At 71.5% G+C, this 18,855-nt stretch carries 16 protein-coding genes and 3 pseudogenes; 12 read left to right on the top strand and 7 right to left on the bottom strand.

Annotated features, from left to right (window positions below; translation table 11 throughout):
* Positions 1-111 precede the first annotated feature (111 nt).
* The 3 genes from ACGF5O_RS28180 to ACGF5O_RS28190 form a co-directional block, all read right to left on the bottom strand.
* The gene (locus ACGF5O_RS28180; protein ID WP_393812667.1) at positions 112-498 is read right to left on the bottom strand and encodes a carboxymuconolactone decarboxylase family protein; all 387 of its coding nucleotides are present in this window, start codon (positions 496-498) and stop codon (positions 112-114) included.
* A gap of 80 nt (positions 499-578) precedes the next feature.
* Positions 579-1,253, bottom strand: coding sequence for a TetR/AcrR family transcriptional regulator (locus tag ACGF5O_RS28185; protein ID WP_393812668.1), 675 nt, complete (start codon positions 1,251-1,253; stop codon positions 579-581).
* Positions 1,254-1,343: 90 nt separating this feature from the next.
* Complete coding sequence (locus ACGF5O_RS28190; protein WP_393812669.1) at positions 1,344-2,168, bottom strand: mycofactocin-coupled SDR family oxidoreductase; 825 nt, start codon at positions 2,166-2,168, stop codon at positions 1,344-1,346.
* A gap of 182 nt (positions 2,169-2,350) precedes the next feature.
* Between ACGF5O_RS28190 and ACGF5O_RS28195 the strand changes: the two genes are divergently transcribed.
* Entirely contained in the window at positions 2,351-4,042 is a 1,692-nt protein-coding gene (locus tag ACGF5O_RS28195; protein ID WP_393812670.1) for an AMP-binding protein, read from the top strand.
* 33 nt (positions 4,043-4,075) lie between these two features.
* Here ACGF5O_RS28195 and ACGF5O_RS28200 read toward each other — a convergent pair whose 3' ends face one another.
* Complete coding sequence (locus ACGF5O_RS28200; RefSeq protein WP_393812671.1) at positions 4,076-5,002, bottom strand: cyclase family protein; 927 nt, start codon at positions 5,000-5,002, stop codon at positions 4,076-4,078.
* 179 nt (positions 5,003-5,181) lie between these two features.
* On the opposite strand from ACGF5O_RS28200, the gene ACGF5O_RS28205 reads away from it, so the two are divergent.
* Entirely contained in the window at positions 5,182-7,119 is a 1,938-nt protein-coding gene (locus ACGF5O_RS28205; RefSeq protein ID WP_393812672.1) for a flavin-containing monooxygenase, read from the top strand.
* Positions 7,120-7,204: 85 nt separating this feature from the next.
* On the opposite strand, the gene ACGF5O_RS28210 is transcribed toward ACGF5O_RS28205, so the two are convergent.
* A complete protein-coding gene (locus ACGF5O_RS28210) occupies positions 7,205-7,987 on the bottom strand; it encodes an SDR family NAD(P)-dependent oxidoreductase (protein WP_393812673.1) in 783 nt (260 codons plus the stop codon).
* A 102-nt stretch (positions 7,988-8,089) separates the two neighbouring features.
* Between ACGF5O_RS28210 and ACGF5O_RS28215 the strand changes: the two genes are divergently transcribed.
* The 6 genes and pseudogenes from ACGF5O_RS28215 (at position 8,090) to ACGF5O_RS28240 (ending at position 13,814) form a co-directional block, all read left to right on the top strand.
* On the top strand, positions 8,090-9,112 hold the full coding sequence (locus ACGF5O_RS28215) for an SGNH/GDSL hydrolase family protein (protein WP_393812674.1): 1,023 nt from the start codon (positions 8,090-8,092) through the stop codon (positions 9,110-9,112).
* Positions 9,113-9,158: 46 nt separating this feature from the next.
* A complete protein-coding gene (locus tag ACGF5O_RS28220; protein WP_393812675.1) occupies positions 9,159-9,950 on the top strand; it encodes an SDR family NAD(P)-dependent oxidoreductase in 792 nt (263 codons plus the stop codon).
* A gap of 81 nt (positions 9,951-10,031) precedes the next feature.
* Positions 10,032-11,831, top strand: a complete 1,800-nt coding sequence (locus ACGF5O_RS28225; protein WP_393812676.1) for a flavin-containing monooxygenase — start codon at positions 10,032-10,034, stop codon at positions 11,829-11,831.
* Positions 11,832-11,978: 147 nt separating this feature from the next.
* Positions 11,979-12,456, top strand: a pseudogene (locus ACGF5O_RS28230) (sensor histidine kinase); the annotation flags it as partial.
* A gap of 24 nt (positions 12,457-12,480) precedes the next feature.
* Positions 12,481-13,162: pseudogene (locus tag ACGF5O_RS28235) on the top strand (response regulator).
* Positions 13,163-13,252: 90 nt separating this feature from the next.
* Positions 13,253-13,814 (top strand): annotated as a pseudogene (locus tag ACGF5O_RS28240) (GNAT family N-acetyltransferase).
* A gap of 73 nt (positions 13,815-13,887) precedes the next feature.
* Here the strand turns inward: ACGF5O_RS28240 and ACGF5O_RS28245 are convergent.
* Positions 13,888-14,406 carry a DUF937 domain-containing protein gene (locus tag ACGF5O_RS28245; protein WP_393812677.1) on the bottom strand — a complete coding sequence of 173 codons (519 nt, stop codon included), beginning with the start codon at positions 14,404-14,406 and terminating at the stop codon, positions 13,888-13,890.
* A gap of 108 nt (positions 14,407-14,514) precedes the next feature.
* Positions 14,515-15,198: a TetR/AcrR family transcriptional regulator gene (locus ACGF5O_RS28250; protein WP_393812678.1), complete on the bottom strand. Its 684-nt coding sequence runs from the start codon at positions 15,196-15,198 to the stop codon at positions 14,515-14,517.
* Positions 15,199-15,295: 97 nt separating this feature from the next.
* Between ACGF5O_RS28250 and ACGF5O_RS28255 the strand changes: the two genes are divergently transcribed.
* From ACGF5O_RS28255 to ACGF5O_RS28270, 4 genes are all read left to right on the top strand, one after another.
* The gene (locus ACGF5O_RS28255; RefSeq protein ID WP_393812679.1) at positions 15,296-16,216 is read left to right on the top strand and encodes an SDR family oxidoreductase; all 921 of its coding nucleotides are present in this window, start codon (positions 15,296-15,298) and stop codon (positions 16,214-16,216) included.
* A gap of 111 nt (positions 16,217-16,327) precedes the next feature.
* Positions 16,328-17,179: a class I SAM-dependent methyltransferase gene (locus ACGF5O_RS28260; RefSeq protein WP_393812680.1), complete on the top strand. Its 852-nt coding sequence runs from the start codon at positions 16,328-16,330 to the stop codon at positions 17,177-17,179.
* 71 nt (positions 17,180-17,250) lie between these two features.
* Positions 17,251-17,730, top strand: coding sequence for a hypothetical protein (locus ACGF5O_RS28265; RefSeq protein ID WP_393812681.1), 480 nt, complete (start codon positions 17,251-17,253; stop codon positions 17,728-17,730).
* 143 nt (positions 17,731-17,873) lie between these two features.
* Entirely contained in the window at positions 17,874-18,200 is a 327-nt protein-coding gene (locus ACGF5O_RS28270) for a hypothetical protein (protein WP_393812682.1), read from the top strand.
* Positions 18,201-18,855 lie beyond the last annotated feature (655 nt).

Below are 18,855 nucleotides of genomic sequence, written 5' to 3' on the forward strand. Positions count from 1 at the left end.
GGGGGGGCCTGCACCTGTCCCCCCCCCCCCGGGGGGGGGCCGGGGGGGGGTTGGGGGGGGGGGGGGGGGGCGCCCCCCCCCCCGCCCCTCCCTCGTACCCCGCCCGGTCATTCACTCCGTGGACTGCGGGGGGTCCAGAACCTCGCGTCCGACCTGTCCCGCGAGGGCGGCGGCCGGGAAACCCGCATAGGCAGCGGAGTGGAAGACGACCTCCTCCAGCTCCTCGCGCGTGAGGCCGTTGCGCAGCGCGGTGGGGAAGTGGATCCGCAGTTCGGTGTCGGCCCGCAGCGCGATGAGGATGCCGAGGGTCACCAGGCTGCGGGCGCGCAGATCCAGTCCGGGGCGCACCCACAGCCGGCCGAACACGGTCTCCAGGCTCTGCTCGCCGAGACCGGTCGCGAACCCGTCCCGAAGCCGGAGCTGGTCGCTGTCGCCGGAGGTCAGGTCCGGAATCATCTGACGCAGCAGCGCCAAGCCGTCGTCGCGGGCAGTACTCATCGGACTCCGATCGTCACGGGGAAGGGATCACAGGGAAGGGATCCGAGGGGGCAGGAGGTCTAGGGGGGCGGGACAGGGGCCTAGATGAAGGGTGGCCAGGCCACTCCGGCCGCCTCGTCCTCGGCGAGCGGGGCGAGCGACTCGGGCGAGGGGGTCGCCAGCAGCGATCCGACCAGGCTGTCGACCAGGTCGGCCAGTTCGAGGCCGAAGGGCGGCACGGGCCGCCCCAGGGACCGGGCGCGCTCGCGGTCCGCGGCGGTCTGCACGATCAGGGTCATCGCCCGGGCGAGCCGATGGGCCCGCAAGTGCTCCGGCAGATGCGGCAGGTGGGCTCCGAGCCGCTGATGGAAGTCGTGCAGCGAGGCGCGCACCTCCTCCGGCAGACGGTCGAGGAGCTCCTGGTGGCCCTGCTGGCGCAGGGTGGCGATGAAGCTCAGGTAGTGGCTGTCGGGCTGTTCGCCCTGCTCCAGGATGGCCAGCGCCTGGCACTTGAGCAGGCTCCGCAGGTCACCGGCGCGATGGCGCTCCAGCAGCTGTGTCCGGCGGGCGTGCAGGGCGGGCAGGCGGTACTCGATGATGGCGTCGATGAGCCGGTCCTTGGAGCCGAAGTGGTACTGGACGACGGAGTTGTTCCCGGCCCCCGCCGCCGCACCGATCTGCCGCAGGGACACGCCGTCGATGCCGTGCAGCGCGAACAGCCGCTCGGCGGCCGTCACGATCTCCGCCTTGGTCGAACTCAGACTCGTTCCCGTCACCCGACCATGCCAGCACGTCCCACCTGTTAAGTCAATGGCCTTAAAATTCAGGCATCCGTGCCAGTCCGAGCGAGCCGTCGGTCCGTGCCGTCACCGGACGCCGAATCCGGCGTCCAGCGGCCACTGGACACCTGTGATGAACCGCGCCCGGTCCGACACCAGGTAGGCCACGGCGTCGGCGATGTCCTCGGGTTGGAGGATCTCGATGGGCAGGGCATTGCGCATCTGGGAGATCTCGCTGTCCGCCTGCGCGGCCTTCCTGGCCAGCGCCTCGTTCTGGGTCATCCCGGTGGCCACACCGGTCGGGTGGATCGTGTTCACCCGGATCATGTGCGGGGCCAGGTCGTTCGCCAGCGTCTGCATGTAGCCGACGAGTCCGCGTTTGGCGGCGGTGTACGCCTGCGCGCCCGCGTTCGGTGAGCCCGTCCCCCTGATGCCCGCGCTGGAACTCGTGATCACGATCGAGCCGCCCCGGCCGCCGTCGATCACGGCCTGGAGACCTGCCCGGACCGTGTGGAACACACCGGTGAGGTTGGTGTCGACTATGTCCCGCCAGATCTCGACGAACTCGTCCCCCGTCTCCTCGGTGTAGCGGACGATGCCCGCGTTGGCGAGGATGAGGTCCAGCCGGCCGAACTCGGCGTACCCCTCGTCGAACGCGGCCTTGAGGCCGGGGTAGTCGCGCACGTCGGCCTGCAGGCCGACCATCCGGCGCCCCTGCGCCCGCACCAGCCGCACCGTCTCGGCCAGGTCGTCCGGCGACGCGTTGGGATAGTCCATCGTCCTGACGGCCCCGCAGATGTCGACCCCGATGACGTCCACGCCCTCACGGGCCAGCCGCACCGCGTGCGCCCTGCCCTGCCCGCGGGCCACGCCGGTGATGAACGCGACCTTGCCGACGAGCGACCCGGCCATCCGCGCCTCCTCTGCCTGATTGCCTGATTGCTCGATTCGGATTCCTCGTGCGGTCCCGCAGCTTGCCGGGACCGGCGGCACCGGGGGCGACAGGCTTCCGTTCAGTGGAACGGGCTCATCGGGCGAAGCCGTCGACTGGTAGCCCTGTGCCGTCGAGTGATGCGGCGACGGAGGAGGCGGCAGTGAGCGTGACACCCGAGCAGCGGCGGCGCGACCTCCTCGGACTGCGAGAACGCTGGTACGCCGAGGGGCACTACTCGTCCCGGACCATGGCCGACGCCCTCGCGGACGCCGGCCGACGCGTCCCCGGGACGCGGTTCGTATTCGCTGCGGAGGCCGGGACGGGGACCGAGACCGGGACCGGCACCGGGACTGATACCGGGGCGACCACGGTCACCCTGGCCGAGGTCCTGGCTCTCGCCGGGCGTGCGGCGGCCGGGCTGCGCGCACTGGGCGTACGGCCCGGCGACGTGGTGGCCGTCCAAGTCCCCAACCGCCTGGAGCTGATCGTCTCGTACTTCGGCGCATGGCTGGCCGGGGCCGTCGTCCTCCCCGTCACCCACATCTACGGCTCGGCGGAGGTCGGTGTCATCCTGCGGAACGCCGGGGCGAAGGTGCTGGTGCTGCCCGACGCCTGGCGCTCCATCGACTTCACCGACCGCCTGGCCCGGCTCGACGGCGGCCCGGGACTCGAACACGTCGTCATGATCGGCGACCGTACGGCACCCGGCGCGATCCCCTGGACCGACCTCGTAGCCGGGACCGCACAGGCAGCCCCGCCCGAAGGTGTGCACGCCGACGACGTCTGCGCGCTGATCTACACCTCCGGGACGACCGGCGTCCCCAAGGGCGTCCAGCACACGCACAACACCCTGCTGCACGAGCTCCGCAAGGGCGACCTGATGAACGAGGCCGGGCCGCAGGACATCCGCCTCATTCCCTGGCCCTCGGGCCATGTCGCCGGACTGCTCGCCGCGTGCAGCGGGATCGTCTCGGGCACCGACACGGTGCACATGGACCGCTGGAACCCGGTGCGCGCCGTCGAACTCGTCGAGAAGTACCGGTGCACGATCACCAGTGGGACACCGCTGCACGTGGAAGCGCTCCTGAAGGCCGCCGAGGAGAGCAGCCACGACATCTCCAGCCTGCGCTTCGTGCAGATCGGCGCCGCGGGCGTCCCGCCCACGCTGGTCGCCCGCGCCGACGCGGCCGGCATCGTCATGGCCCGCGCCTACGGCAGCACCGAGCATCCGCGGTGCGCCACCTCGCCCCTGGACGCCTCCGCGCACCAGCGCGCGGCGACCGACGGTCTCGCGCGGTTCGGCGACGAGATACGGATCGTCGACGAGCAGTTGCGATCCCGGGCGGCGGGGGAGACGGGCGAGGTCGTGACCCGCGGCCCCAGCCAGTTCGTCGGCTACCGGGACCCGGCGCATGACCATTCGGCGTTTCTGTCCGGCGGCTGGTTCCGCACCGGGGACGTCGGACGGCTGGACGAGGACGGCCGGCTCACCATCACCGACCGCATCAAGGACATCATCATCAGGGGCGGCGAGAACATCGCCTCCAAGGAGGTCGAGGACATCCTCGCCACCCATCCCCGGGTGCGGCACGCGGCCGTGGTCGCCGAACCGGACCCGCGCTACGGCGAGCGGGTCGCCGCCTTCGTGGTCCTCGACAGCGGCACCCTCGACGTCGAGGAGGTACGCGAGCTGTTCGCCCGGCACCGGGTGGCCCCGCAGAAGGCGCCTGAGCGCATCGAGGTGGTCGCCGACCTGCCGCGGGCCCCGTCGGGCAAGGTCCGCAAGTACGAACTGCGCGACCGACTGCGGGCGCCGGCGGCGGACGGGCCGGTCGAGGAACCCGGTCCGTGACCGACGCGGTCGTGACCGCCGTGGCCGTGCCCGTCAGCGCACGGCCACGGGGTTCACCAGCCCGCCGGTGCTGTGCAGGAAGGGCTCGGGAGTCGCGTCGAGCAGGAAGGTGTGACGGCGGTCCCGGGCACACGCCGCCGCGAGCTCTTCGAGCACCCAGTTCTGGCCCTGGACCATGCCCATCATCACCAGGCACAGGACGTGGACGGGCAGCATGACGTCCTCGACCTTCGACGGCAGCAGCTCCATGGGCATGTTGTCGATCGCGACGGCCGCCGCCCCCCGCGCGTGGAAGAAGAGCGGGGCGTCGACGTCGAGCGCGGGAACGGGCCGGCGATAGCGCGGTACGTCGCCCGCGAGGAAGTACGACGCCTGCCCGGTACGGACGAGGACGATGTCGCCCTCCTCCACCGGGGTCTCCTGGGCCTCCTCGACGGTCTCCAGGACGGCCCGCGTGACCGGGAACCCGCCGGGCAGGACGTCGACGCCCTGATGCCGGGCCACGTCCAGCAGAACGCCCCGCGACACGATGGGGCCGGCCGTCTCGATGCCGAGCCTCGCGGCGCCGAAGGCGTCGACGGCGTCCGCGGGCACGCCGTTGTACATCAGGCCCCGGTGGCTGCAGTGCGACAGCGCGTCCCAGTGCGTGGCCGCCTGCGTCGGGGTCAGCACGATGTCGTCGCTGTAGGCGGCCGCGTCCGGGCCGGGGCCCATCGGCGTGTTGATGGCCAGCATGGTCCGGACCGGGTTGATCCGGCCCCGTACCCCCGCGCCGTTCTGCGGGCCGTCCAGCGACAACGGCATGGCCAGGGAGAAGGTCTCGCCCGTGGCCACCGCGGCCGTCCCCTTCCTGACCACCTCGGGGGTGACGAGGTTGAGCGTGCCGCGCTGGTCGTCCGCGCCCCAGCGCCCCCAGTTGCCCACCTGCCCCGCCAGGACGTCGAACTCGGCCACACTCAACACGGGCTCCGCCTCTCGCCGTTGTGCGTCGACCGGCATTCACGCCGTTCGTCACAGGCCCTGCCTAGCGGATCCCGGTCAGTGGAAACCCCACCGGGGAGTTGATCCTTCCCCTGCTTTCCTCAAGTCGGATCCAGCCGACCGGGGAGGAGCACCATGACCAGGCGCGGAGGAACCACATGACGGGGAAGGACGGTCCCGCGCAGGGAGCGTCACCGCGCGTGGACCGGGCGTTCGTCGACCGCGCACTGGACGACGCGGACCTGAACGCCCTGAGGCTCGCGCTGTACCAGGCCACCGCGGACGACTCCCTGCTCGAACTGGAGCTGAAGACCGTCCCGATGTACGGCGGCGCGCTCCGGCAGACCGTCGTCGCCGACGAGGCCGTCGAGCAACTGCGAGCGAGGGCGCGGGAGTTCCTGCTCGACCCACCCGAGGACTTCACCGAGACGCGCCCCGACGACGCTGAACTGCGACGCATGTACGAAGTGTTCGGCGGCGAGAAGCTCACCGACCGGGACTGGGCCTACCGGCGTGGACTCGCCGCCTTCGACGACCATCCGCGGCTGGCCCGGTGGACCGGCCCGAGGCCCGCCCTGCCCGAGGACTTCCACGTGGCCGTCGTCGGCGCCGGCTTCGGCGGCATCGCCATGGCCGTACAACTGGAGCACCTGGGCATCCGGTACACGATCTACGAGCGGCGCTCGGAACTGGGCGGCACCTGGAGCATCAACACCTACCCCGACGTGCGGGTGGACACCACCAACTTCCTCTACCAGTTCTTCTTCGAGAAGAACTACCCGTGGACCGAGTACTTCGCCCGGGCCGGCGAGGTACGCGGATACCTCGAACACGTCGCCAGGAAGTACGGCGTCCACGAGCACATCAGCTTCGACAGCGACGTGCGGGAGGCGTCCTTCGACGCGGCGACCGGGCGCTGGACGATCGAGGCCGTGGTGGACGGCTGGGTGCGGCACCTCACCGCCACGGCCGTGGTGAGCGCGAGCGGGCTGTTCGCCACCCCCAGGCGACTGGACGTGCCCGGCGTCGAGGACTTCCGCGGCGAGATCGTGCACACCGCCGAGTGCACGGGCCGGGAACGGCTCGACGGCCGCGACGTCGCCATCATCGGCAACGGCTCGACCGGCGTGCAGATGCTGTCCTCCGTACGCAGCCGCGCCCGCAGCGTGGGCGTCTTCCAGCGCACCCCGCAGTGGATCACCCCGCGCGAGCGTTACGGCGAGCCCATCCGCCCGGAGACGCGCTGGCTCCTGGACACCATGCCGTACTACTGGAACTGGTACTGCTACTCCGCCGCCGCCCTCCGCCTCGGCGGCCAGATCCTCCAGGAGCCGGACCCACGGTGGCAGGCCGCTGGCGGTCTCGTCAGCGAGGCGAACGACGCGTACCGCGAGACCCTCACCCGGTACGTCAAGTCCCAACTGGGCAGCCGCCCCGACCTGTGGGACAAGCTCATTCCCCGGCACGCTCCCATGGCACGCCGGCTCATCGTCGACAACAACTGGTACGCCTCGCTGCTCAAGGACGACGTCGAGCTGGTCACGGAGACCATCGAACGCTTCACCCCGACCGGGATCCGCACCGCGGACGGCAAGGAACGCGACTACGACGTCGTCTTCACGGCCACCGGTTTCGTCACCCAGAAGTATCTCTGGCCGACCCGCTACCGCGGTCTCGCCGACGAGACCCTGGAGGACCGGTGGAGCGACCCCGCGAGCGGCGGTCCGCGCGCCTACCTCGGCCTCACCGTGCCCGACTTCCCGAACCTGTTCATCATGTACGGCCCCAACTCACAGAACCGCTCCGGATCGCTCGTCGTGTGGATGGAGACCTGGGCGCGCTACATAGGCGAGGCGCTGGTCGCCCTCGTCGAGACGGGGCACAGGTATCTGACCGTCCGCGAGGAGGTCTTCGAGGACTACAACCGCCGCCTGGACGCGGCGATGCGCGCCCTCGTCTGGTACGACCCGGCCTCGACGGAACGCAACTACTACGTCAACGAGTTCGGCAGGCAGCAGGTCAACGCGCCCTGGCGGCTGGAGGAGTACCACGAGCTCCTCGCCCGGTTCGAGCCGGAGCACTATGACTTCGGCTGAACACCGGCCGGGACGGGAGCCCGCGACCACGCGGGGCGGGGCGGCCGCGCGCGTCCCGTGCCGCGCCGCCCCGCCGCCGCGGACGTCAGGACTCCGCGTACGCGAACTTCCGCCCTGTGCCGCCGTCGACCACCAGTGTCTGGCCCGTGATCCAAGCCGACAGGTCGGTGAGGAAGAACAGGATCGCCGACGCGATGTCGCTGGTCGCGCCCACCCTGCCGAGCGGTACCCGGGCGCCCGCCCGCTCGTAGTAGCCGGGCTCCGGATGGCGCTCGGCGATGCGCGGGGTGGCCGTCTGGCCGGGCGCGACGACGTTCGCGCGGATGCCGGGGCCGAGTTCGAGGCAGGCGGTGCTCACCAGGTTGGAGAGGCCGGCCTTCGCGGCCCCGTACACCGCGTGGCCGGGAGCGGACCGCAGGCCCGAGACGGAGCCGACGAACACCATCGCACCGCCCTCCGGCATGGCCTTCGCGCCGATCTGCAGGGCGAGGAAGGCGTGGCGGAGGTTCAGGTCGAGGCCACGCTGCCAGAGTTCGTCGGTCACGTCGCCCAGCGGGCCGTTGTCGGCGATGCCGATGATGTCCGCGATCCCGTGGACGGGGCCGAAGTGCCGTACGGCGTCGGCGAAGATCCGCTCGACGTCCGCGCGGACGGTCGCGTCACCGGTGAGCGCCAGACCGCCGACCTCCTCGGCTACCGTCTCGGCACGGTCCCGGTCCGCGTCGACCACGGACACCTTGGCGCCGACGCCCGCCGCCGCGAGGCAGGTCTGCCGGCCGATGCCCAGCCCACCACCGAGGACCAGCACGTGTCTGCCCGTCAGGTCGATCAACCCACGGTAATCGGGGGTCAGTTCCGTGATGCTCATCGCTACACCTCAGCTCTGTAGGTATATCGATCAGGAAATATATATGTATCGGCTAAAAACATTCAATACCAGGGCAGTTGATGACAGAGGGGCGGTGCTCGAATGATCCGGGTTCAGCCCGAACGCTTCCTCCACGGCGTCCTGCCGGGGGTGTCCTGGACCGGCGGCGGCTCGCGGCTGCCGCTCGCGGCCGGCACGAAGCTGACGGCCGACACCGTCCGGGCCGCCCGGGTGCCGGCCGGCCTGCATCTCGACTTCACCGGCCCGGCGTCGACGGTCGAGCTGACCGTCGAGACGGGGGAGCGGACCAGCGTGCCGGCCCCGACCCTCCCCGAGGCCTTCGCCGTACGGGTGCCGGGCTTCCCGGCCCGGCTGGTGCCCCTGCCGCCCGGTGGCGGAACCGAGCTGATACGGCTGCCCGCGCGCGACCCGAGCAGCGTCGTGCGCGTCTACTTCCCGGAGGCGGCCGACGTGAGGGTCGTCGCCCTGGCGGCCGACCGCCGCCTCGAACCCGTCGAGCCGGGACCTCGCTGGGTGGTGTACGGCGACTCCGTCACCCAGGGCTGGTCGGTGTCGGCGCCCGGTCTGGCCTGGCCCACGTTGGTCGCCGACACGCTCGGCCTCGACCTGGTCAACCTCGGCTTCGCGGGCGCCGCCCGGGGCGAACTGCCCACCGCCGACGTCGTGGCCGACTCCGGCGCCGCCGCCGTGGCCCTGGCCTGGGGAACGAACACCTACTCGTCCCTGCCGACGAGCCCCGCCCAACTCGCCGAGACCACCCGGCTCTACCTCACCGCCGTACGCCAGGGCCTGCCCGACGTCCCCGTCCTCGTCGTCAGCCCGATCGTCCGCCCGGCGGCGGAGCACGTACCCAACCGCTTCGGTGCGAGCCTCGCGGAACTGCGCGCCGCGATGGAGGACGCGGTGCGCCGCTTCGCCGAGGCGACCCAGGACGACGGTCTGGTCCTGCTCCCGGGGCGGGACCTCGTACCGGCCGCACACCTCGTGGACGGCGTGCACCCGGGCGACGAGGGCCACCGCGCCCTTGCCGAGGGCGTCACGCCGCACGTCGCGGCCGGACTCGGCCGGAAGGCGCCGGCGGCGCGTCCGGCATCCGGCCGTTGAAGGCACACCAACACGCAACCGCCGTACGGCAGTGGGGAGAGACGAGATGGACCTGGCAAAGGCGTTCCGGCTGACCGGCAAGGTGGCGGTGGTCACCGGCGCGGGGAGCGGCATCGGACGGGCCGTCGCGGGCGTGCTCGCCGCGGCCGGCGCCCGGGTCGTCGCCGCCGACCTGGACGCGGCGAGCGCCGAGGCCACCGTGGCCGGCATCGTGAAGGACGGCGGGACAGCCGTGGCCCGGCAGGTGGACGTGGCGGATCCGGCCGCCGTGACCGCGCTGGTCGACGACACGGTCTCCCGGCTCGGACACCTCGACGTCCTGGTCAACAACGCCGGCATCATGATCCGCCGCCCCCTCACGGAGGTCCCGCCGGACGAGTTCGACCGGGTCCTCGCGGTCAACCTCAAGAGCGTCCTCTACGGCTGCCAGGCCGCCGCCCGTGTGATGCGGCCCGGGTCGAGCATCGTCAACACCCTGTCCACGATCATTGACTTCGCCACCGCGGGCACGGGGTCCTACGCCGCCGCGAAGAAGGGCGGCGAGGCCGTGACCCGTACGTTCGCCGTCGAGCTGGGCCCCCGGGGCATCCGGGTCAACGGCGTCGCACCCGGCTGGACGGACACCGGCATCACCCGCCAGCGGCACACGGACCCCTCCGGCGCGTTCGGGCAGAGCGGGTTCGACGAACTCGGCCAGAGGATGGCCGCCGCCGCTCCCCTCGGCCGCGTCGCCGAGCCGATCGACTCGGCCCACGCCGTCCTCTACCTCGCGTCGGAAGCGAGCCGGTGCGTCACCGGACACGTCGTCCGTGTCAACGGCGGCGCGTCCATGGCCTGACGCGGTCCGCCGTCACCTCGGCGAGCAGGCGGACCTCGCACCAGGGCATCCCATCGAACGCCACAGAACGGAGAAGCAGGCATGACGCAGACTTCGGCCGAGCGCACGGATCTCGATCGGGCGCGCACCAAGTACCGGGCCGAGCGGGACAAGCGCCTCGACCCCTCGCGCAGCGAGGTCCTCGACCTCGCGCGCCACGGGGAACTGGTCGAGGACCCGTTCACGGCCGTCGAACCGCGAGAGCCGCTGCACGACAGCGTCGACGCGGTGGTGGTGGGCGGCGGATTCGGCGGCCTGCTCACCGCCGCCCATCTGCGCAAGGCGGGCCTCGACCGGATCCGCATCGTGGAGAAGGGCGGCGATGTCGGAGGTGTGTGGTACTGGAACCGGTACCCGGGCGTGATGTGCGATGTCGAGTCGTACATCTACCTGCCGCTGCTCGAAGAGCTGGACTACATGCCCCGGCACCGCTACTCCTACGGCGCCGAGATCCACGCCCACACCCAGCGGCTGGCCCGGCACTTCGGGCTCTACGACCACGCGCTCTTCCACACGTCGGTGACGGGACTGGACTGGGACGAGCGCAGCGCCCGCTGGACCGTGCGGACAGACCGCGGGGACGGGTTCCGGGCCCGCTACGCGGTGGTGGCCCACGGCTCCTTCACCTCGCTGAAGCTGCCCGCGATCGAGGGCATCGACGACTTCGAGGGCAAGCTGTTCCACACCTCCCGCTGGGACTACGACTACACCGGCGGCGACGCGTCCAGCCCCATGACCAGGCTCGGGGACAAGACGGTCGGCGTCGTCGGCACCGGCGCGTCCGCCGTGCAGATCGTCGCCCCGCTCGCCGCGGCCGCCCGCGAGCTGCTCGTCTTCCAGCGGACCCCCTCCACGGTCGCCGTTCGCGACAACCGGGAGACGGACCAGGACTGGTTCCGCACCCTGGAGCCGGGCTGGCAGTGGCGGCGGCGGGAGAACTTCACCCGCGTCACCAACGGGGAGAAGGTCACCGAGGACCTGGTCGGCGACGGGTGGACCGTCTTCTACCATGCGATCCCCGACGGCGACGAGCACGGCGGACCCACGCCCGAACAGTTCGCGGAGCGGCGGGAGCTGGCCGACCTGCGGCACATGGAGACCATCCGGGCCAGGATCGACACGACCGTACGGGACCCCGGGACCGCCGAGGCGCTCAAGCCCTACTACCGCTACCAGTGCAAGCGCCCCTGCTACCACGACGAGTACCTGCCGGCCTTCAACCGGCCGAACGTGCGGCTGGTCGACACCCAGGGACAGGGGGTCCAGCGGATCACTCCCCGCGGGGTCGTCGTCGGCGGCGCCGAGTACCCGCTCGACTGCCTCGTCCTCGCGACCGGCTTCGACCAGGACTCCGCGTACACGGACCGGGTGGGCCTCGATGTGACCGGCCGCGACGGCAGCACCCTCTCCGACAAGTGGAAGGACGGTCCGGAGACGCTGCACGGTGTGATGTCGAGCGGCTTCCCCAACTTCTTCCTGCTGCCGCCGAACTACACCCAGGGTACTGCCGCGATCAACTTCTCCCACATCCTGGAGGAGACCGCGCGTCACATCGCCTTCCTCATCGCCGAGTTCGAACGGCAGGGGGTGATCGCGGACGTCACCCGGCAGGCCGAGGAGGCGTACGTCGGGCAGGTGGTCGACGGCTCCGGCCTGGTCCTGCTGGGCTCGGGCGGCTTCCTCAAGGACTGCACACCAGGACGCTGGAACAACGAGGGGCGCCCCGAGGAGCGGCCCCGCAAGAACGCGAACTACCCGGGCACCTCCACGGCGTACTTCGAGATGCTCGCCGAGTGGCGGCAGCGCGGGGAGTTCACCGGACTGAGCTTCACCGGCACCTGACCCGGTGGTGCCGTCCGCTGCACCTGACCAGGTGGCGCCGCCCACCGCACCCACGGACGGTCAGCCCGGCGGGAGCAGTCTCCATCCGCCGACGCTGCCCCCCTCCGCGCAGCCGCCCGGACGGGAGCGGGCGAAGGAGGTGCCGTCGTGCGTCTCGGCGCCGTCCGCGCCGAGCGCACCCAGGAGGACGAGGCCCGGCGCCACGTCACCGAGGAACGCGTGCGCATCGCCCGCGAGCTCCACGACGTCGTCGCCCACCACATCTCCCTGGTCAACGCCCAGGCGGGGGTGGCCCAGCACCTCATGCGCACCGACCCGGACCGGGCGTACCAGGCGCTGGCCCACATCAAGGACACCAGCCGGGCCGCGCTCGACGAACTCCACGCCACCGTCGGCCTGTTGCGCCAGACCGGCGACGCGCCCCACTCCCGGGCCCCCATCCCCGGCCTGGCCGACCTGGACGCCCTGATCGGCGGCATCCGCGCGGGCGGTTTGGCACGGCCTGATCGGCATGCGCGAGCGCGCCACAGCCGTAGGCGGAACCCTCACCGCCGGTTCGCGGCCGGAGGGCGGCTTCCGCGTCATCGCCGAACTGCCCCTGTCCCCGGCCCCCGTCACCGTCTGACCATCCGTGAGGAGCCCGCCGCCCATGACGATCCGCGTCCTGCTCGTCGACGACCAAGTCCTGCTCCGCGGCACCTTCCGGCTGCTGATCGACGCACAACCGGACATGGAGGTCGTCGCGGAGGCGTCCGACGGCCGGTCAGCCGTGCAACTGGCCCGGTCCGAGCGGGCCGACTTCGTAGTGACGGACATCCGGATGCCCGGGGTCGACGGCATCGAGGCCACCCGGCTGATCGGCCGGGACGAGGACCTGGCCGACGTGAAGGTGCTCGTCCTGACCTCCTTCGAGGTCGACGAGTTCGTGGTCGACGCGCTCAGGGCCGGAGCGAGCGGATTCCTCGGACAAGGCATCGAACCATCCCAGCTCCTCGACGCCATCCGGCTGGTGGCAGCGGACGAGGCACTCCTCTCGCCGGTCGCCACCAAGACGCTGATCGCCAGGTTCCTGGCCCAGCCGCTCCGGGCGGCCTCGCGGACCCCGCCCGGCTCGCCGCCCTCACCCCCGGGAACGCGAGGTGATGACCCTCGTGGCCACCGGGCTGTCCAACACCGACATCGCCGAACGCCTCTACGTCACGCCCGTCACTGTCAAGGCCCACGCCAACCGCGCCATGGCCACACTCGGAGCCCGCGACCGCGCCCAACTCGTCGTCATCGCCTACGAAAGCGGCCTGGCCCGCGCCGGGGAGACACAGCCCTGGACATGACCCGTCCCGGCGGCGCCCTTCGCACGGCGGAACCCGCACCGGGTAAGCATGGGACCTCGGTCAGGCCCTGTGCTGGCCATGCTGCCGGCCATGACCAGCGGTGTGACCACGGAGCCTGCCATCCTCGGCGCCACCGGCCTGACATCCGATCCGGAGCTGAAGGCCCGCTTCGCGGAGTCGGCCCACCCGATCCTGGCGGACCTGGTCGGCGCGGCGCCGCGCTGGGCTGGGTCGAACTACCCTCGCTGGAGGAGGTGGCGGAACTGCTCAGCGACGTCCTCTCCGCGGCGCAGGCCGGCGGCGCGGCCCTGCGCGCCACTTACCTCGGCCGTCGCCTCGTCGGGTTGGGACACTGGCTCCGCTACGCCCGACCGACCCATCGGCCGCACGCCGATCTGGAGAAGATCGCGGTCGATGCCGCCGCACATGGCCGTGGCGTCGGCCGGGCGCTGACCCCGGCCCTGATCGCCGATGCCAGGGAAGCGGGTGTCGAGTCCTCACCCTGGACGCCCGTGGCGACAATGCCCGCGCCCTGCGGCTCTACCGGCCGCTGAGCTTCACCGAATACGGCCGCCTCCCCGACTTCGTCGCCGTCGGCGAGCACCGCTACGACAAGGTCCTCTGCATGCTGGAGTTCCGCCGGCAGGACTGACCAGCGCGTGAGGTGGGCGAGCGCTCCGGTGCGGCGAAGCCGGCCTTCACCCGCGTGACGCGGCCCGGAACGACTACTTCTTGCCGCCGCCGAGGAGCTGCTCCAGCAGCTCACCGAGGCCACCCGGGCCTGCGCCGGGAGCCGCGCCGCCTGAGGGGGCATCCCCGGGAGCGGCCCCCTTGGTCGCAGCCGCACGCTTGGTGAAGACGGCCATCACGACGGGAATGAGCACCCTGATGATCCGGTCGACGTTCGCGGCGGGAATGCCGGTCTTCTTCGACACCGCCTGCGCGACGGGTCTGCTCATCTTGGCGAGCAGGCCGGCCATCAGGCCCCCGGCGAGCCCGCCGCCCAGGGTGGCCACGCCCTGCAGCGGAGGTTCGGCCGCCTCTGCGACGGCTTCGCGGACCTCGATGGCGTCCTCGTCGTCCGCCTCGGCCTGCTCCCGCAGCCGGCTGCTCATCGCGCCGGCGGTCTCGGCCACCGCCTGGCGGGCACCGTCGGTGTCGGTGCCCAGGAGCCCGGCGATCTCGTTCAGATCCTGGTCGCCGAGTTCGCCCAGTACGTCGTCCTGAAATGAAGATTCACTCATGCCGCAAACGCTAATGCGGCACATTCATGACATACCGCGCCACGCCGGGCATCGCCCGTGGGTGAGTGTCTGCGCCTGCCCCTCCGGTGGGAGGCGTCCGGAGTGCGTTCAGGTGACGGTCGCCTTCAGGTTCTCCTGGCGGGCAATGAGGCCGGACGCGGTCACCTCGACCGTCCGGCGTACGGCGTCTGTGAAGTCGATGCGCATGGCCGCCAGCGCGGGATCGGAGGCGTAGGCGGCGAGGACGGCTTGCGGGGGGCGGCTGCACGGCCAGGCGGCCATGGCCGTCAGCAGGGTCGTCTCCACGAGGGTCGAGGCTCCGTCGTTGCCGAGCTCCGGCAGGTACCGGGCGACGAGAGCGGTCAGGTTCCCCAGGGACTTCCGGGCGGTCCGCTTGTGCCGGATCGCGACCTCGGCGGAGATGTTGTGCTCCAGCACTGCGGCCTGCGAGCTGAACAGGTCGCACAGAACGGGCCGTCGCGCCATCGAGACGGCCAGGAGTTCGGCGAGCCGTTCCCCGCGCTTCCTGCTGCCGCCGCCGGTGGGAACGGCTTCCCGCTCCAGCGCGGCGACCCAGTCGGCGACCTGGGTCGCCAGCAGCTCCAGAAGCACCGCCTCGCGCGACTCGAAGTAGCGCAGCACGTTGGCCTTGGCCAGGCAGACCCGGCGGCTCAGGGCGCTGAGGCTGAGCTCGGCCACCGTCATCTCGGTCAGCATCGCGTCCGCGGCGTCGAGGATCTGCCGCCGCCGCTCGCTGCGCTGCTCGTCGGTTCGTGCTCGCTGGAAAGTCACCTCACCATCTTACAGACCGTCGGTACTTTACTAACGGACCGCCGGTTCGTTATGTTGGTCGGAGGCAAGATACCGGCAGTACTTTATGGAGGTCGTCATGTACCAGGTCCCCGACCAGCAGGGAAAGCTCGCCGTCGTCACCGGCGCGAACAGCGGCACGGGCAAGGAGGCGGCCAAACGCCTCGCGGCAGCAGGAGCCGACGTCGTCCTCGCGGTGCGTACCGAGGCCAAGGGGGAGCAGGCGAGGGCGGAGATCCTGGCCGCGCACCCCGGTGCCCGCGCGGAGGTCCGCCGCCTGGACCTGGCGGACCAGTCCTCGGTGCGGGCGTTCGCCGACGGCCTGATCGCCGACGGCCGTCCGCTGGACGTGCTGGTGAACAACGCCGGCGTGATGAACGTGCCCGCGCGCACGGAAACGGTCGACGGCTTCGAACTGCAGCTGGCCAGCAACTTCCTCGGCCCGTTCGCCCTCACCGTCCGGCTCCTGCCGCTGCTGCTGTCCGCCGTGGCGCCGCGGGTCGCCACGATGAGCAGCGGCGTGGCGACGCGGGCGCGGATCGACTTCGACGACCTGCAGGCCGACCGCAGCTACAGCCCGACCCGGGCGTACGCCCAGTCGAAGCTGGCCGACCTCCTGATGATGGAGCACCTGGCCCACCTCGCCGCGCAGCGCGGCTGGCCCCTGCTCTCGGCCGGCGCGCACCCGGGCTACACCCGCACCGGCCTGACGACCTCCGGCCCGCACCTCAACGGCGGCCGCCCCGGTCTGATCGAATCCCTGGCCTACCGCATCGTCCCCTCCCAGGGACCCGAGCAGGGTGCCGAACCCCTGCTCTTCGCCGCAGCCGACCCCGGTGCCGCCCCCGGCGGCTACTACGGCCCCCGCTGGGCGGTCGTCGGTCCGACCAGGCCCGTCGCGCTGCCGCGCCCCGGCCGGGACGAGGCCGCTGCGGCCCGCCTGTGGCAGGAGGCCGAACACCTCACAGGCGAGTCCGTCCCCGCCCGGGCCACCACTTGACCGAAGCCGCCCCTCCCGCCGCCGACCGACAGAGATGCCTCCCCACCAACCAGGAGCCGCCTCCACGCATCGGCCCCAGGCACCCTGGAATCGGTCATCTAGGCTGGCGTGGTGACTGATGAGCAGGAGAGGGTGCAGCCGTCGGGAGTCTGGGCCACGGCCGTCGGGGTAGCCCGAGTACGGGCGTTGGAGACCGAGCGGGAGAACGCGCTGTTCCGCGACCCCCTGGCACAGACTTTCGCCGCCGCCGGCGGCCTGTGGCCCTCCTCGCCACCGCTCCCCGACGACGAGGCCGCTCGCCGTCGCCGGCTGGCCGTGGCGTTCTCCATCGTCATCAGGACGAAGTTCCTCGACGAGCTGTTGCGGCAGGCCTCCGCGTCCGGGGTCCGGCAGGTCGTGCTGCTCGGCGCCGGCATGGACAGCCGGGCCTTCCGGATGGACTGGCCCGAGGGCACCTGGCTGTTCGAGGTCGACACCGCCGTTCCACTGGACTTCAAGGCTTCGGTGCTGCGCCAGGAGCGGACCGTCGCACGCTGCGAGCGGATCACCGTCCCGGTGGATCTGCGAGAGGACTGGCCGGGCGCGCTGGCCGCCGCGGGGCACGACCCGGCCGCGCCGACCGCGTGGATCGCCGAGGGGCTGCTCATCTATCTCCCCGAGGACGCGGTGGAGCTACTGCTGGCCCGCATCAGCGCGCAGTCGGCGCCGGGCAGCCGGATGGGCCTGACGCTGGGCTCGCGCGGCGTGATCGAACGCTTCGGCGCAGACGCCGAGCCGGGATCCGCGGCGTCCATGTGGGTCTCGGAGATGCCCGACGACCCGGTCGCCTGGCTGGCCGGGCACGGCTGGGACGCCACCCCCCACACCCTGCGCGAACGCGCCGCCGCCTACGGCCGCCCGATCAACACCCCGCCACAGCGCGAGGAACGGCCCGGTGGACTGATCTCGGCGGTCCGCCGGTAGGTCGCCCGGGGCTGTTCACGGTCGGCAAGCCATGCGAAGTGGACCAGAGCCCCGGATGAGATCCTGCATGGGTGAACCATCTCGGCGACGCGCATCTGCGCACGTGGACGCTGCGATTCATGGCCCTCCTCGCGGCCGACGTCCGGACTCGGTTCGCCTGGCCGGGGAAGCGGGAACTGGAAACGGACTCCGCCGTCGAGGCGTTGGGGCTTCTCTGCCGTGTTTCCGAAGGGCTCGCGGAGCGCGGAGCCTTCGAACCCGAGGATCTGCGCGACCTTCAGGCCATCGGCCGTTGCCTCGCCGAACTCGACGCCACCCGCCGCACCGGCCTCTGGGCCAACTCCCTCGCCACGGATCCGGCGTGGGATGCGATACGTCCCCTGGCCCGCCGACTCCTCATCACGACGCTGGGCGACTGGCGCCAGGCACTGCCACGCCCGGTGGGCCCGCCCACGGGCCAACACTCAGCAACTCCTCGGAGGAAGAATCCTGCCGGCCCTTTGAACGCGCCCACCCGTAGGGTGATCGCGACGAGAGGAGTGACCCGATGAACCCTCGCGTCCGCCGCGTGCGCCGCAAGCTCGCCGCCGCCCCGTTCCAGCCGCTCCTCCGTCTGGGGCCGCCGTCATGTCTGCGGCTCGGAGCAGGTCCCTTCCATGGCCTCATACCGTCGGCAAGCTGCACCTTGCTGCACATGCAGCCCCAGGCCGAGCCCGGTGCCCCGCGCGGCTTCGACGAGGCCCACCTCACGGGGGAGGGCGATCTCTTCCTCCACAGCATCGAGATGGGGCGCGCGGACGTCTGCGTTCTCGGCATCACGGGACCGCTCACCGGCCGTGTACTCGCCGGCGACAGCGACGGCTGCTGGGGCCCCGACGTCTCCTCTGTGGATGACTTCCTCTCCTGGTACGAACGCCGGCTCGACCTCATGGCCGCAGGGCAGGACAACCGAGCCCCGGAAGTCACCTCCCCGGATCTTCGCGGCCATCCGAACCGGCACCGGCCGGCTCCGAAGATCTGACTCTCCGCCGGCGGCACTGTGATCAGCCCCCTGCTCCGCGGTCCCACCGGAAGACCCAGGTGCGGTTCTACCGTTCACGACGCCTTGCACCGCCACCTCATTCAATGGCGGATTCCTGGCGACCATGCTGATACCGACTTTGGTGGCGGCGTTGGTCTACACGCCGGACGCTGCGCTTCGGGGTCTCCCTTTGGCGGAGTGGTGGCTGCTCGAGGCCGGCCTTAGGACGTCTGTTCCTGACCTTGACCGCGTCATCACGGTGAGCCGACACGCCCTATGCGGCCGGGAGGGGGCCGGGTACGTCGGCAGGGGGCTTCGGGTCCGGCTCGTACGGGGGCGGTCGCCACATGCTTGTGTCCGTTTCTCGCGCGCGGCAACAGGAGCGGCGGTCCTCACCGTGTGCGTCGTGAACCCTCAGATTGCGCGCTGTGTGGGTTGACAGTGCGAGTTCTGTCCGGAGTCGGCAGAACCGTCTGTACCTTCCGCCAATAATCGTCAACAATTTCGTTGACCAACCATGCGTCCCTGTGGATCGCGGGGCTACGGTCCTCGCCGTACCGCCCCTGTGAAGCCGCAGTTGCCAGGGGCCGGGTGTGGGCCGCGAGGTATGGCGGTGTGCTCCGAGACGGGCAGGCCGAACGGGCCGCCCCGCACA

It is taken from the genome of Streptomyces sp. NPDC048291 (assembly GCF_043201715.1).
Classification (GTDB): Bacteria; Actinomycetota; Actinomycetes; order Streptomycetales; family Streptomycetaceae; genus Streptomyces.

Bases quoted from the DNA above. Each gene is read 5' to 3' on its own strand.
- ACGF5O_RS28270 (WP_393812682.1), top strand. From the start codon at position 17,874: ATGCAGCCCCAGGCCGAGCCCGGTGCCCCGCGCGGCTTCGACGAGGCC.
- ACGF5O_RS28210 (WP_393812673.1), bottom strand. From the start codon at position 7,987: ATGAGCATCACGGAACTGACCCCCGATTACCGTGGGTTGATCGACCTG.
- ACGF5O_RS28245 (WP_393812677.1), bottom strand. From the start codon at position 14,406: ATGAGTGAATCTTCATTTCAGGACGACGTACTGGGCGAACTCGGCGAC.
- ACGF5O_RS28225 (WP_393812676.1), top strand. From the start codon at position 10,032: ATGACGCAGACTTCGGCCGAGCGCACGGATCTCGATCGGGCGCGCACC.
- ACGF5O_RS28190 (WP_393812669.1), bottom strand. From the start codon at position 2,168: ATGGCCGGGTCGCTCGTCGGCAAGGTCGCGTTCATCACCGGCGTGGCC.
- ACGF5O_RS28205 (WP_393812672.1), top strand. From the start codon at position 5,182: ATGACGGGGAAGGACGGTCCCGCGCAGGGAGCGTCACCGCGCGTGGAC.
- ACGF5O_RS28255 (WP_393812679.1), top strand. From the start codon at position 15,296: ATGTACCAGGTCCCCGACCAGCAGGGAAAGCTCGCCGTCGTCACCGGC.
- ACGF5O_RS28220 (WP_393812675.1), top strand. From the start codon at position 9,159: ATGGACCTGGCAAAGGCGTTCCGGCTGACCGGCAAGGTGGCGGTGGTC.
- ACGF5O_RS28215 (WP_393812674.1), top strand. From the start codon at position 8,090: ATGATCCGGGTTCAGCCCGAACGCTTCCTCCACGGCGTCCTGCCGGGG.
- ACGF5O_RS28180 (WP_393812667.1), bottom strand. From the start codon at position 498: ATGAGTACTGCCCGCGACGACGGCTTGGCGCTGCTGCGTCAGATGATT.